The organism is Enterobacter sp. MGH85 (assembly GCF_001037655.1).
In the GTDB taxonomy this organism is placed as follows: Bacteria; Pseudomonadota; Gammaproteobacteria; order Enterobacterales; family Enterobacteriaceae; genus Enterobacter; species Enterobacter intestinihominis.
Genome location: NZ_KQ089925.1, coordinates 1,687,764 through 1,701,572 on the forward strand (window position 1 = coordinate 1,687,764; position 13,809 = coordinate 1,701,572).

Sequence of the window (13,809 nt, forward strand, 5' to 3'; positions counted from 1 at the left end):
TGTTATAAAAAAGCCCCCGCAGGGTATGCTGCGGGGGCTTTTTATTACTCTTCTTCCTCGACCTGCTGCTCGCTGATCTTCAGATCAATGATGCGGCCGATCTGGTCATGATAGACCGTCAGCAGGTTGTACTGGCTCATCTCGGACATAATTTGCGGCGTGACGTTAAAACTTTGGGCAAGCTCGTCATGGCGCAACATTTGCGGATGACGCCGCCTCACATGCGCGCGGCGGCGATTGTACTGATACCACAGGATCAGCAGCCAGCCGTTGAACGCGGCAATCAGCAGATAGACCAGTACTGTATTAAAAGAGGCGATAATCACGCTCCAGCGGTGATCGCTCGCCTCGGTTAACTGCATCCACAGCCTGGCATACAGGAAAAACAGGAATCCTCCCCAGGCTATCAGCGTTAGTGCGGCATCGAAAAGACGCGGTGCCAGCCGATGTTCAGTCAAAATTAACGTATTCTCGTTCATTGAATGCTCCCTTTTCCCCGGTCCGGACTGATCCAGCGCGCGCGGGCGCGTTTACGTTTAAGCATGACTTTCGGAAATGCCACGAGGGTGGTAAACAGGCCAATCATCCAGTACACCATCGGGAACCAAATCACCCAGAACAGCGAGCCTGCCACTTTCCGCTCGTAGCGCCGCTCGATATACAAACTGACGAGGAATTGCAGCAGGCACATCACCCCCAGCAGCAGCCCGGTAAACGCCGGGGGAAACAGACTCGCAACGGCCAGGTTCGCGGGAAGAGGGATAATATGGCTAAGAATGAACAACACCACGGTCGCTCCATAGGCAAACGCCCACAGCGTTGATAGCGCGTATTCGAGAAACAGGGGCCACATCCGATGATGCTCCCAGCGGGCCATTTTGCGCAGGTTAACCAGAAACACCTCTGCACCGCCCTGAGCCCAGCGCAGACGCTGTTTCCACAGCCCCTTGAGCGTCTCCGGCATCAGGATCCAGCACAGCGCCCGCGGCTCGAAAAAGATATCCCAGTGGCGCAGCTGAAGCTTCCAGCTTATGTCAATGTCCTCTGTGATCATATCCGGGCTCCAGTACCCGACATCCGCCAGCGCCTGTCGGCGAAAGGCGGCGATGACGCCGGAGACCGTAAAGACCCGGCCATAGATCCGCTGCGTTCGCTTGATAAGACCAATAATGGAAGAAAACTCGCCCACCTGAATACGACCAATCAGCGTTGAGCGCGTGCGAATACGCGGATTTCCGGTGACGGCCCCAACGTGGGGATACTGAATCAGCGGTGCCACCAGATACGCGGCCGTATCGCGATCGAGCAGGGCGTCGCCGTCAATGCAGACCAGCAGATCGCCCCGGGCCGCCGCCGCACCAGCCTTGAGCGCCACGGCTTTCCCCTGATTCTCAGCGAGATTAATCACCCGCAGGCGCGGCTGCTCCTGCGCCAGTTGATGCAGCACCTGCGCGGTATTGTCCGAAGAGCCGTCGTTGATGGCGATAACCTCAACATTCCAGTACCGCTGACCCAGCGCGGCGCTAATGGTCTCCCGTGCGTTGCGTTCCTCATTAAAGCAGGGAATAAGAATCGAGATTAACGGTTCACCGGCTAAGGCAGGCGCGGGTGTTGCGTTATCCCACGACCAGTGCCGTTCAAGCTGAAACCAGAAATAGAGGCCGCCGGTTACCCAGAGCACGGACATAAACAGCGGCCAGAAAAAGACAAAGTCCAGAATCAGTTCGCCGGTAAACAGCGCGGCTACGCCTAACGGCAACCCGAATACCAGACACAAAATAGAGAAGGCGATAATGCGATCAGTCATTGTCAGGATACCAGTACGAAGAAAATTCAGGCCTGATACGCGAAATATCAGGTTGGTTGTTGAGGAAGTCGTCGGGGTAATAACCGTAATTTTTGATGCCGTTCAGCTGGAGCACCTGCATCCACTCCACCAGACGTTCATCGGCTACGGCACGCTGCGGTTTCTGCGCCCAGTCCCTGGCCTGTAGCTCAAAAATCGTTTTATTCAGCGCGCCGGGGCGTGCGGCGACGGCGTTGACTAAACGCGTCAGCCAGGCATTGCTCTCTTCTGCCGGGACGGACTCCATCAGTGGCATTGCCATCGGCACCGTCCAGTCGTAGGCCGACAGAAAATCATCCAGATTTTGCGCAAACCACGCTTCGCTTTCGGGCTGCAGAATGGGGAGGGCGAACATATTGCGCGCGGTTTTGATCTGCGGGCCACGGATGTTTTTCACCGCCTGGCTCAGGGTGCGGGTAAAGCCGATAAGCTGCTGGCTTTTCTGGCGCGTCGTCTCCTGCCCGGCATCGTCAACGTCCGTCAGCACCGCGTCGTCATGGAACAAGATCCCGTTGAAGCTGGCATAGCGGGCCAGATCTTCATAGATCTCCGTCACCTGTTGGCGAACCTGTGGACTCCAGGGGGAGAGCCGGATATAGGGCTCGGCGGCCACGGTCAACTCTCCCGTTTGGCGATCCCGGCGCTGCACGCGCGGCAGGGCTGGACTGAGATCGAAAGAGAGGACCGGCATCCACGCAAAGACTTTCACTCCCGCGCGGGTTTGTAGCTGCCAGGCGACAAAATTAAAAAGATCGGCCCGGACCGGAAGACGACGGTTGGGGAAATAGAGCGCGCCGATCCTGCCGTCGCCCCGCGGATCCGAAAACGCCTGGAGAAACACATGGCTGATTTTCATGTCGTAGACCCGCTGGACGAGTTTGTTGATGTTTTTCGTCTGCTGGGCCGGATCGGGATCGTAGACATAATCGAGATCAACATGCATGACGCGCACCGGGTCAAACTCCTGAACGCGGCTAACCGTGTTGGCAAAGGTTTTTATCGACGGATTTCCGGCAATCAGCAGGCGCGGGATGTTGCCGAGGTCGCGCACGTTTGCCAGCCCGTCCTCCAGGGTAAAGGCCAGCTGATAGCCCTGTTTCTGGGCGATAGCGAGCGATGTACCGTTGGCAGCCCCATAGGGCCACACCCAGGCACGCGGCGCTTTTCCCGTCACCTGGGTGATTTTTTCGGTGACTTTCCGTACGTCTGCGGCGATCCGCTGGTTGAAGTGTTCATCGGTTTCGTAATGCCCCGTCACGTTATCGAAAAAACGGTTGGCGATAGCGGGTTCACGGCTTCCCTGCGGGTTGGCCGGGATGCCGTAATGCGAGGCCCAGGTATGCGAGCCGATTTCAACCAGCGGGGAGCGGCTGAGCTCGCGTACCATGTCCCATGTCGCGAACCGATCGCGGGGCGTCATCAGACCGCCGAAGTTAACTTTTTGATTTGCCGGCGTATCCACCCAACTGCCCACCGGCGCCCACAGCGCAGGAACGTTCCAGGCCTGAAGCAGGGGCCAGACCCGGGTGTAAAAACTGCTGTAGCCGTCGTCGAAGCTGAGCAAAACGGCTTTCGGCGGCAGCGCTTTTTTTCCTTCATGCGCATCCACAATGTCCTGCACGCTGATGGCGTGATAGCCGTTGTGCAAAAGCCAGCTTATCTGCTCGTTTAACGCGCTGGTGCGAACGGAGAGGTAGCGCTGATCGGCAGCATCATCTTCGACGTCGTGGTAGGCCAGGACCAGAAACTGATTCTCCGGCCAGGGTTTGCTGGCCTCCAGCTGCGGCCTCTCTTCAGGAGCCATAAAGGAGAGCGGCTGCGCGCAGAGACTCGCGCTGAGGCAGAGCCAGCCGATGACGATCAGGCTTACAGAAAAACGTGTATTCAGCATATTCATCCTTAAAAGCGTAAAGTCGCATCTAACGTGACGGAGAGATTGCTCTCGCGTTTGCCGTCGTAAGGGCGTTTATCCCAGTTCAGCATCACGCCAGTATCGACAACGTTGTTCCACTGAATGCGTTGCCCGTAACCCAGCAGGGTAATGGCGCCAGGCGACTGATTTTTCTGCCAGTAGCTGCCGCCGCCTGCCACGAACAGCTGGCTCCAGAGGGTGTCGTAGTGGCGGTACATCTCATGGTCAACGGACAGGGCTGCCGTCACGGACAGATCCCGTGCCGGGTTGTAATAGAGCGTATTCCGCAGGCTGTTTTTACTGGCGGCGATCCCCGGTTCGAGATCCAGCGTCAGGGTCGGGGTCTGCCAGAGACGCTCTTTCCCAGAGAGGGTGTATTCCTGACGGCGGTTGTGGTCTGAGAAGCGGCTGACGGCGGCGTTGAACTGGTATTCACGTCGCTCGTTTTGATACCAGCGCACCCCACCTTCACCCCGGTTGGCACTGATCCCATTGCGTAATGCCCGTAAGGGTGTCGCGCGTGATAAGCGCTCGAGGCTACCGCTGACCTGCCAGTTATCACTCAGGCTGTAGGTTGTTGAGAGCCGTGCGCCCGGCCTGTTTGTGCCGTGATAGCGGTTGCTGGAGAGCTCGGCTTCGAGCGTGAGGTCACGTGGGCGCCACTCAACGCCGCCCAACAGGTGGCGGCTGATGCCTTTACCTTCGTCGAAATTCCCCTGTGCATAGCGGGCGCCAGCAAATAGCCGCCAGTTATCTGCCACGGGTGGGCCATAGAGCGTGGCGTCCCAGCTCATGTCGTGGCTACCGCTGACGGGGTTATCTGAGTGCAATCCTTTACCCGCGTTCAGACGCAGCTCTGACATATGGTGGACCGCTCTGAGCCTGTCCAGGCGGCGGGCGCTGCGATCGGCGGGGGCGCGAGCAATTACGTCATCAGCCAGTAAATCCATCTGGCGCCACTCCTGAAGGTCCATTGCGACGTAAGCCTGCTGTTTTTCAAGCTCCAGATTCGTGGGTTCGAGCGCCTCTGCTCGTTTAAGCTTTTGCTCGGCCGCGCGCGGCAGGCCCCTGGCCTGAAGCAGGGCGGCATAATCAATCTGTAATCCCTGATTTCCCGGCGCCGTTGACGCCAGACGATACGACAGCTTTTCGGCTTCCGGCAGGGCGTTGGTCGCCAGCAAATAGTTAAGTTTGAGTGACTGTCCGGTGAGCCACCGATCGTTCGGCTGAGCGGTCGGGGATCCGAAATCGTAGCGGGTCCAGGGAACGCTGCGGGTCTCGCGCTCAACGTAGCGGCGGGCGGTTTGATACTGCCCCGTATCCAGCCAGGCGTAGAAAAGCGCATGCTCCTCATCCTGCGGATCGGAGGCGTAGTGTGGATAGCGTTGTACAAGCGAGAAGGCGGCGACGGTGTTTTTCTCCTGCAAATATGCAGAGATCACCCAGCCGATGGCCCAGTCCGGCACCGGATGCTGTGCGGTCGTCAGCGCCTCATATTCGCTAATAACCTGCCGGTAATCACCCTGCGCATACAGCGCGCCAAGCCGATCGATACGGGCAAGGATGACGTCTTCAGCCGCCTGCGGTTCGTTTTGCCAGCGGGAAAGCAGGACGTGATAGCGATCTAATGCGTTTTGTGCCAGCCGCAGCCGCTCTTTCTCCGTTCTGCCAGGCACATCCGCCAGGCGTACCTTTTCAGCCGCGGCGTTACGCTCAAGGCGGCGACGCTCCGCGGGGGACATCGCTGCGCTTTGCGACAGCCAGAGTGCGGGTGTGCTTACCCGGTTATCCGTTAACGCATCGATCGTCTCGCGAAGAAGGGCGTTATTCCCCGGTGCGGCGTTTAGCGCGCGCATGTCCGCCAGCAGCCGGTCCGCGTTTTTTCCCTGGCGCATCCAGACATAGGAGAGCGTCTCAAGGTGCGCGGGAGAAGGATCGTCCTTAACCAGCTGCCGGGCTTTCGAAAGCGCGAGGCGATCTCTGCGGGCATCGGCCAGGGTCTTAACATAGCCGATGCGGTAATCGTCGTTATCCGGCGCAAGGCTGAGCGCCTCTTTCCACAGCGATAAGGCGGATGGCCAGGCTTTTTGGTTTCTTCTGGACTGGGCGACAGCAGCGATGGCGCGAGCGGGCAGCGGCATATAAATACCATAACGCTGCCAGACTCGAATAACCTCATCATCGCGTCCTGCCCAGGAGGCTACCTGTAACCAGTCCGCAACCTGTCCAGGTGTTAAAGCATGCTGTTGCTCATAGCGCTGTAGGTAATCAAGAAACAGAGCGTAATTACCGTTACGTGCCTGTTGTATCTGATGCTCATAAACGGATTCATCAGCCTGAACCAGAACAGGAAAGAGTAAAAGCAGGAACAATAATATTGTGGTGCGATAAAAGAATAACGTAGTGAAGCTAAGCGATCTTTCCATATCTATTTGCCATTTGTTTATCGTGAATCCATTGCATAACACGGCCGCCTTTTAACTCTGCGTTAAAGGGCATAAAGGAGAACATTAAATCTGAATGATGCTACGTTATGGGGTACTTACTTAAAGGTAATTATGCGCCCTCATCTCAGTGGTCTGATTGGGCTTAATGTACACCCGATGTGTTGGGGGATAAATAAGTTGAAAAGCGGCCGGGAGGTTTTGAGATAATTCTGGAAGAAGTAAGTTTTTTAGATAATTCAGTGCAGGATTGTTCTTTTTAACTGATTGATATTAAATGTTTTTCCTTTTGCTGTTTGCAGTTTTTTTATATTTGAAATGAAGTTCTGCTGAGTTAATTAAAGTACTTTCTGGGGCATGTTTGGGAAGTTTCATGACAAAAATTCTTAATGTTCGGAGAAGTGACTTTTCTGAAATTCTTTTTTATTTATAATTAACGACAGGCATTGAGTGATAGTCTGCAAAAAGTCTAGCTCACCAATGTCATATTGAGGGATGATCAAAGCCAGAAAACATTTGCCGTTAATGTAAAGCGCTATAAACGAAAGCGTCCTTGTTTCTTAAGAGGCGGGCTTGCTTTAATCTAAAAGGGATGATTAGTGGCGACTTCAATAGTGTTAGTGACTCAGGATTGTTTCCTTGTCAGGGGGATGCGGCTATTTTTCCCGGATATAATTTGCCTCTGTTCGATAGACAGAAACATATTTGATACCGACGCAAATGAATATACTGTACTGATTGATAGCCGTACGCCGCTCCGTTTATATGATTACCTGATACGCCATCCGGCCAGAACGAGAAAAACCATCTGCTGCGTTATGCTGGATATGCGCCCTCGAGAGGAGGATCTGCACAGTATGAAGCTGTTTATGAACACGTCGCTTACGCCTCCGGATATGGCGTCGTTATTCAATCTGGTGCTTGATATGAAAGGCTGGCGTCTGACAACCAAATGGCTGCTTAACTTACGGCTGAGTAGACATGAAGCGATAATGCTCCGGTTGCTGAAGGCAGGGAGGTCAATGGAAGAGATTGCAGATAAGCTGAATATGTCGGTTAAAAGCCTCTATCGCAAGCGAACGGCGCTATCGGAGCGGTTAGGGGCAGGGAACTTCAACGAGGCGTGTTTGTTTATCTTCAAAAACAAACTGCTGGACGCGGCTGGGAACGATCCCTAGCTTCGTCAGAAGCCAAAAGCACAAACCCGCCACGAGGGCGGGTTCTTTTAATGGAAATAATTCAGAACGACCAGCGCAGATTGGCGTTCACCGAGTTGACGCGGGTATCCGCACCATATTGTCCCTGGTAACCCACATCCAGCGTCGCAGCACGCGACAGCTGTACGCTCACGCCGATATCACCCACCATTACGTCCTCATCCACGGCTTGCCCCTGAGTAATGAACGCGTCGCTGCCCGCAAACGCCATGCGCGAAGAGGTATTCTTATCGCCATAAGCGTGCTGCCAGCCCAGCGAACCGTAGAGGTTAACGTTCTTCGGCAGCTCGGTCACACCGCGCACCCCGAGTGTGGAATAGAAGGTGTTCATCGTTTCGTTACGGACGCTCAGCGCAGCGGCACCGCCGTCTTCCCTGAAGCTGTCGGTATGCAGCCGGATGTACGATAAATTGACGAACGGCTCAATATTCCTGTCTGGCTGGCCGAAACGGTAGCCCGCTTCGGTAAACGCCAGCAGCGAGTTAGCGTCGTAATCTGACTTCAGCCGATCCGAGAAGCCGCTGAAATCAACATTGCGCTCGCCCTCGATCTTGTGCCAGGTGTAACCCAGCGCGCCGCGAAGGGAGAACGCATCCTGTTGACCCGCCGCATACAGGCCAAGGTGATAGTTGTCGGTATCCGTTGAGGAGCGACGGCTGTCGACGTCGTAATCACCCCGGCTGTAGCCGAAGTAGCCGCCGACACGCACGTTATGGTCCGCAAGCTTGCGATCTGCCCCCAGCAGGAAGCCGGTGGTGTTGCCGTCCAGCTTGCCCACGTTTCCGTCGCCGCTGTTTCGGCTCCAGGAGCTGAAGGTCTGGCCCCAGACGCCATTGTTTTGCGGCTCCGGCTGCTGCACCAGCGACATGGCTAACGGTGGGATCGGCAGGCTGTCGTTATCAAACGCGCGCTGCATACGCTGGTTTAACACGTTAAACACCTGCGTGCTGCCAGCGATCAGGTTGGACTGCATTGATGGATAAACTTCGCCAGACAGCTGGTTGAACGCCTCGCGCGCTTCCGGCGCGCTCAGCAGCAACAGCGAGTTATACAGCGCCAGCGACGGGCCACTTTGCGTCAGCGTGGAGAGCGCGCCAGCGGTATTCCACTGGTTGCTGCTTTGGGCCACGGTCTGGAAAATGCCCGGCTTGCCGCTGCCCGGGTTTTCGCCGCCAGGATTCTCACCACCCGGGTTTTCGCCTCCGGGATTTTCACCGCCCGGGTTCTCGCCTCCGGGATTCTCACCGCCCGGGTTTTCGCCTCCGGGATTCTCACCGCCAGGGTTCTCGCCCCCAGGATTTTCGCCACCGGTTTCTTTCTGCGCGATGGTCAGATCGACAGCGTTGGTGCTTTGCTCAAGCGCCACGTTCAGGAAGGCGGATTTGGAAATCGCTCCGGCGAACTCACCGTCAATTCCCCCGTCGGAGGTCAAAATGCGGTAGCTTTGGCCCGTTTTATAGCTGGTTTGCGGATCCAGCGCGGTGACCTGTACCTTAGCCCGATCGCTGATGGTGGTTTTGCCCGATACCAGCAGTTCGTCGCTGCTGCCATCTCCCGCGATATCTACGTCATAGAAGGATTCGCCGATAAAGTTCAGATAGCGTTTCAGCGTCAACGTACCGATATTGCCGTCGCCCGGCGAGATATGCCCGCCAGACAGGATCTCGGTCTGGCCCAGCGTGCCGTTGCCGCCCAGCGTGCCGCCGGACTTGATTGACGCGGCGCTGCTGTAACCGACCCCGTCGCTGACGTCTGAACCCGCCGTCGCATTGAGGATCAGCGTACCGCCGTTCTCGGCGCTAAGCGTCTGAACATCAAAAATATCGTCTTCTGGCTGGGTATTAATATTGCTGGCAATGATAACTTTACCGCCCCGCGCGGTTACGTTCGCCTTGAGTGCGGAAAGATCGCCGTTCAGCGTCGTTTGCCCGGAGGTGTTGATCACATCACCTTCACCGCTCATCGTGTTGCTGAAGATGTAATTTCCGTCGGTATGGTTGAAGTAGACATAGCTGCCGAACAGTCCGCCACGCAGGCTGATTGCCGTCTTCGCATCGAGGGTACCTGCGCCGCCCGCCGTGCCAGGCGTTGGCTCAGTTAAACCCGTGCCGGTGTCCATATTGCCGCGGCTGCCGATGATGAGCGCACCCCGGTTCGAGCCGGAACCCGATGTCCCCACGATCAGCGCATTGCTGCCAGCGGAAAATGAACCGCCGTCAATCACAGACAGCACGCCATTGCCGTAATCGCCCACGCTCACGCTGCTGCCGCTGGTAAAGCGCGAGTCCTTGCCCGCAATAACCAATTCGGCGGTTTTCCCTGCGCCGGAGACGCCTGCCACCTGCACGCCGCCAACGTTAACCGCTCCGCCGTTCAGTACGTCCAGGTCGCCATTAAGCGTCAACGTACGGCCAACGTTCCACTGTGAGCCACTCCCCGTGACGGTGGCTTTCGGGCTCAGCGTGTCGGTTTCACCCGGCCCGGTACCATTCCCGATGCGCGCATCGTAGGCGGTATTGAGCGCCGCACCGTCCTCAATTGCCAGCGTGGAGCGTGCGCCCAGATCGGTGCCTACGCTCAGAAAATTACTGGTCACGCGAGAGCCGGCACCCGTGGCGATAAGGTGGCTGTCGTAGCCCCGGGTGGTGCCGACAACGATCTCCTTTGCGCTCGCCAGCGCGCCCTCTTCGACTCGCAGGGTGCCGAGGCCAAGATTCAGGTCGCCGCGCAGGACGTACCGATCGTTCACCGCGTTAAGCTCAGCGTCTGGCCCACGGACCGTGACCACGCTTTCATTAATTTTGCCGTCGAACAGCCGACCGATATTGATGTTATAGGCGGTGATTTTGCCATTATCGATCAGCAGGTTTCCGCGTTGATTACGTCCAACATAAACATCTCCGGTGTAACCCAGCGTTTCGGTAATACGCGAGTCGCCATCAAAAAAGGCATCGGCTGCACGCGCGATATCGGCAGGTAAAAACAGTAACAGCGGCGCGGAAAATAGAGCGAGGTAAAGTCTGGAAAGCGGCGTCTTAACCGCTAAAGCATGCGATGTAGAGTTATTCACGGGCTATCTCCGTACTCATTAGCGTGATGTCTGGAAAATCGTTTTTATGAAAACTCAGATACGTCAGAAAATGTAAAAGGCGTTATTTATGTACGCCTTTTGATGCGGCGTTAATTATTTATGTGTGACAACAGGTGTACAGGTAGGCGCGCTTAGCGTCGGTGCGGATCCTAAAATCCCCGGCATCATCATTGATGAACAATCGAAAATACGCCCTTTTTCTGTCGTGGCGCGATAAGACAGTTTTTGTCCTCCCAGTGCGTCCGGCTGGGCGCCATTAACGTTGGTCACGGTTATTTCATCCGATGAGCCCAGTCCCAGCATTTTAGCGGTCTCCGCTTGCAGGAGTGGAATAGCCTGATCGGTTTTCAACGTGGAACAACCGGCTAGCATCAACGTAACGGTTAAAACGATTAGTGGTTTTTTCATAAATTATCCTTGATATCCAACCAGTTAATTTCACTGATTGTATTTATGTTTTCTTTTACCCAAATCAGCGAATAATATATTTCTCTTTCCTAATCGAAAAAACCCTCCTAAAGTAGGGTGGGTAGATAATAATTCATCTGTACTCTAAGATATGCGAAGGTAAAAGGAGGCTCCTTTGGGACAGAATTATGCGTTAGTCGTTGATGACCATCCATTGGTAGCAAGCGGCATCGCCAATTTTCTGATTACACATTGCCAGTTTAAACAGGCGTGTGTGGTGACGAATGAGGATGATTGCTACCGCCAAATTAGGGATCATGGCCCGCCACGTTTGCTGGTAATCGATTTTTGGCTCTCTTCCGGAACGGCCCTGAAATTACTCAAAGAAGTAAAACAACTTTACCCACAGGTACGACTCCTGGTGGTCAGCGGGGATGACAATAATGACATCTGGCGCAAAGTTAATGCCGCCGGGGGCCACGGTTTTGTATTGAAAAGCGAGCCACCTGAGATGTTCTCGCGGGCCGTTTTCGCACTCACTGATAATCAGACCTGGTTTCCTGAGGGAAACGAAATTTCCGTTAAGGCAAATAATGAGAAGTTAAGTAAATTTAACTTAACGCCGCGACAAATAGACGTATTAAATATGATTATGCGTGGCCTGCCAAATAAACGAATCGCCGCGCAGCTTTCAATTTCTGAGCCCACGGTCAAAGAACACATCAGCAATATATTGAAAAAGATAGGTGTTAACAGCCGGGTCGAAGCCATCACGCTTCTGCACGGCAAGCAGGAACCGTCAGAATGAGGTTTTTCCAGAGCTTACAAAACGAAGGTATCTCTGCTCCGGCGCAGATCCGTTTGCTAAACAACACCTTTCTGCGGCTGGTATTTAGCTTTAGTGCTGTGCCCTTTGTGGGTATTCCTTTCGCCATCTGGATTTATATGCTTGGGGACGACCTCGGCCCAACGATTATCTGGATAATTATTTATCTGCTATGTGCCGTGGCGATACGACTATTGCACCGACGCTATCAGCGTGAAGCGAAAGAAAACGGTGATAGGGACGTCCTGCGACGCTGGCTTCCGCGTATTAATAATATCGCCTTTATTCACGGGCTGGGCATTTCTTCGCTCTATTTAATTACTCCACAGACGCAGAATTTTGACTTTTTCCTGTTACTTAATATCAGCATCGCCGCTATCGTCGCCGCCAATGCGACGCATCTGACGCCGGTCATCAGCACCTTTACGCGCTTTTTCTTCGCCTCCTGGGGGGTGCTGAACCTCGGTATTATCTGGCGGCTGGATGAGTTGATGTTCATCGTGCTCATGCTGAATCTGCTTTACGGCTTCGCAATTTACCGCCATGCGTTAACTTCCCATGCGTTCTTTATTCAGCAGGCACTGCTTGAGGAAAAAAGCTCACGCCTGGCGGAACAGTTTCGTCAGGCCAAAGAGGACGCGGAGCAGGCACTGCTGGATAAAAATCAGTTTCTGACCACCGCCAGCCACGATCTGCGCCAGCCCGTACACGCTATGGGCTTTCTGATCGAAGCCATCCTCCACCGAAACCGGGACGACAGCCTGTCGCCACAGCTTCTTGACCTGCAGCAGAGCGTTCGCTCGGTACATTTAATGCTCAACTCTCTGCTCGATCTCAGCAAAATAGAATCCGGGAATGTCCTCTCTGCCCCGGCCAAAGTGGATATCGGTGCTCTGCTCGACACGGTCATCACGCTGTTTCGCGAAGAGGCCAACAGCCGCGCGCTTAGGCTGTGCATCCGGCGGCCTAAACGCCGTATCTACGTGATGGGCGATTCGCTGCTGGTGCGACAGTCCCTGATTAACCTGATTCAAAACGCCCTTCGTTACACGCTCCAGGGCGGGGTGCTGGTTGCCATCCGACCGCGCGGTGACGAGTGTATGGTGGAGGTGTGGGACACGGGAGTCGGTATCGCCGATGAAGAGAAGGGCAAAATCTTCTCACCTTACTACCGCCCCGAGCTGGCATGGAAGATCGACAGCGCCGGACACGGGCTGGGACTGGCCGTAGTCGCCCGCTGTGCCAAGCTGATGAAGGTGAAATACGAGATGCAATCCATTGAAGGTAAAGGCTCACGCTTCTGGATGCGCTTCACCCAATATGCTGGCGAAGATAGCGCCCTGGATATCCCGCCCGCCGCTGACAACACCGCCACGCCGGTACGCTATGCGCCCCTGCACGGTTCCTGCCTGGTCGTCGATGACGACCCGCTGGTGACGTCTGCCTGGGAGAGCCTGATGAACATCTGGGGAATCGACGTACGCTGTGCGGCCTCGGCTGAAGAAGCGTTTGCCATAATCGACGACGGCTTTACGCCGTTCGCCGTGCTGTGCGACCAGCGTCTGCGATCCGGCGAAAGCGGCTTCGATATCCTGAAAGCGCTTTTTGACCGTCTGCCGGATATGAGCGGCGCGATAGTCAGCGGCGAATTTAATTCACCGGTTCTGCTGGAGGCGGAGCAGGAGGGGTATCTGGTGCTCCGCAAGCCTCTTGAGCCGGCTAATCTGCATGCGCTGCTGACGCAGTGGTCGGGGTGTCGTGGATAGGGGAATAGATAATAGCAGCATTGCGCTTCACTGTAGGGCCAGATAGTACGCGGTGTCCTGCTGTGACGCCAATGTGTCGGTATGGTTGAGCCGCTGAGGGAGGATTTCGCGGGCCTGATTAATGATTTCATCGTGCATGATTCAGCCTCCTGTGGTGATCTGCATGTTGCTTCTACCGGGCAGGGCGGGAGATGTTGGAAACGGCCCCGAAGGAGTCATTAGAGTTGCTACCAGCGAAGTTCCGCAGTGGGCAATAATGTCAGTTTTCGAGCGTATACTCTAAGATATCTTCAACTCGT

At 55.2% G+C, this 13,809-nt stretch carries 9 protein-coding genes; 3 read left to right on the plus strand and 6 right to left on the minus strand.

Translation table 11 applies throughout. From position 1 onward, the window contains the following. Positions 1-44 precede the first annotated feature (44 nt). Genes pgaD through pgaA form a run of 4 tightly spaced genes read right to left on the minus strand, consistent with a single transcriptional unit; the run spans position 45 to position 6,184 of the window. Positions 45-479, minus strand: coding sequence for a poly-beta-1,6-N-acetyl-D-glucosamine biosynthesis protein PgaD (gene pgaD / locus SK51_RS07975; RefSeq protein ID WP_023306932.1), 435 nt, complete (start codon positions 477-479; stop codon positions 45-47). Then, positions 476-1,807 carry a poly-beta-1,6-N-acetyl-D-glucosamine synthase gene (gene pgaC / locus SK51_RS07980; RefSeq protein WP_022649386.1) on the minus strand — a complete coding sequence of 444 codons (1,332 nt, stop codon included), beginning with the start codon at positions 1,805-1,807 and terminating at the stop codon, positions 476-478. The genes pgaD and pgaC overlap by 4 nt, the downstream gene beginning before the upstream one ends. Next, on the minus strand, positions 1,800-3,737 hold the full coding sequence (gene pgaB, locus SK51_RS07985; RefSeq protein WP_023306931.1) for a poly-beta-1,6-N-acetyl-D-glucosamine N-deacetylase PgaB: 1,938 nt from the start codon (positions 3,735-3,737) through the stop codon (positions 1,800-1,802). The genes pgaC and pgaB overlap by 8 nt, the downstream gene beginning before the upstream one ends. Positions 3,738-3,745: 8 nt before the next feature. Then, positions 3,746-6,184 carry a poly-beta-1,6 N-acetyl-D-glucosamine export porin PgaA gene (gene pgaA / locus SK51_RS07990; RefSeq protein ID WP_032676509.1) on the minus strand — a complete coding sequence of 813 codons (2,439 nt, stop codon included), beginning with the start codon at positions 6,182-6,184 and terminating at the stop codon, positions 3,746-3,748. Positions 6,185-6,852: 668 nt separating this feature from the next. Between pgaA and SK51_RS07995 the strand changes: the two genes are divergently transcribed. Further along, positions 6,853-7,380, plus strand: a complete 528-nt coding sequence (locus SK51_RS07995; protein ID WP_045308383.1) for a helix-turn-helix transcriptional regulator — start codon at positions 6,853-6,855, stop codon at positions 7,378-7,380. Positions 7,381-7,441: 61 nt separating this feature from the next. Here SK51_RS07995 and SK51_RS08000 read toward each other — a convergent pair whose 3' ends face one another. Both SK51_RS08000 and SK51_RS08005 read right to left on the minus strand, forming a co-directional pair. Beyond that, entirely contained in the window at positions 7,442-10,489 is a 3,048-nt protein-coding gene (locus SK51_RS08000) for an autotransporter family protein (RefSeq protein WP_023306928.1), read from the minus strand. Between the two features lie 114 nt (positions 10,490-10,603). After that, a complete protein-coding gene (locus SK51_RS08005) occupies positions 10,604-10,918 on the minus strand; it encodes a lipoprotein (protein ID WP_003862457.1) in 315 nt (104 codons plus the stop codon). Between the two features lie 175 nt (positions 10,919-11,093). Here SK51_RS08005 and SK51_RS08010 point away from each other — a divergent pair, with 175 nt between their 5' ends. Together SK51_RS08010 and SK51_RS08015 are read left to right on the plus strand one after the other, a co-directional pair. Further along, positions 11,094-11,726 (plus strand): response regulator transcription factor, encoded by a 633-nt coding sequence (locus SK51_RS08010; RefSeq protein WP_003862456.1) that lies wholly within the window; start codon positions 11,094-11,096, stop codon positions 11,724-11,726. Beyond that, positions 11,723-13,510 (plus strand): hybrid sensor histidine kinase/response regulator, encoded by a 1,788-nt coding sequence (locus tag SK51_RS08015; RefSeq protein ID WP_048206640.1) that lies wholly within the window; start codon positions 11,723-11,725, stop codon positions 13,508-13,510. The genes SK51_RS08010 and SK51_RS08015 overlap by 4 nt, the downstream gene beginning before the upstream one ends. Positions 13,511-13,809 lie beyond the last annotated feature (299 nt).

Bases quoted from the DNA above. Each gene is read 5' to 3' on its own strand.
- pgaB (WP_023306931.1), bottom strand. From the start codon at position 3,737: ATGCTGAATACACGTTTTTCTGTAAGCCTGATCGTCATCGGCTGGCTC.
- SK51_RS07995 (WP_045308383.1), top strand. From the start codon at position 6,853: ATGCGGCTATTTTTCCCGGATATAATTTGCCTCTGTTCGATAGACAGA.
- SK51_RS08015 (WP_048206640.1), top strand. From the start codon at position 11,723: ATGAGGTTTTTCCAGAGCTTACAAAACGAAGGTATCTCTGCTCCGGCG.
- pgaD (WP_023306932.1), bottom strand. From the start codon at position 479: ATGAACGAGAATACGTTAATTTTGACTGAACATCGGCTGGCACCGCGT.
- pgaC (WP_022649386.1), bottom strand. From the start codon at position 1,807: ATGACTGATCGCATTATCGCCTTCTCTATTTTGTGTCTGGTATTCGGG.
- pgaA (WP_032676509.1), bottom strand. From the start codon at position 6,184: ATGGAAAGATCGCTTAGCTTCACTACGTTATTCTTTTATCGCACCACA.
- SK51_RS08005 (WP_003862457.1), bottom strand. From the start codon at position 10,918: ATGAAAAAACCACTAATCGTTTTAACCGTTACGTTGATGCTAGCCGGT.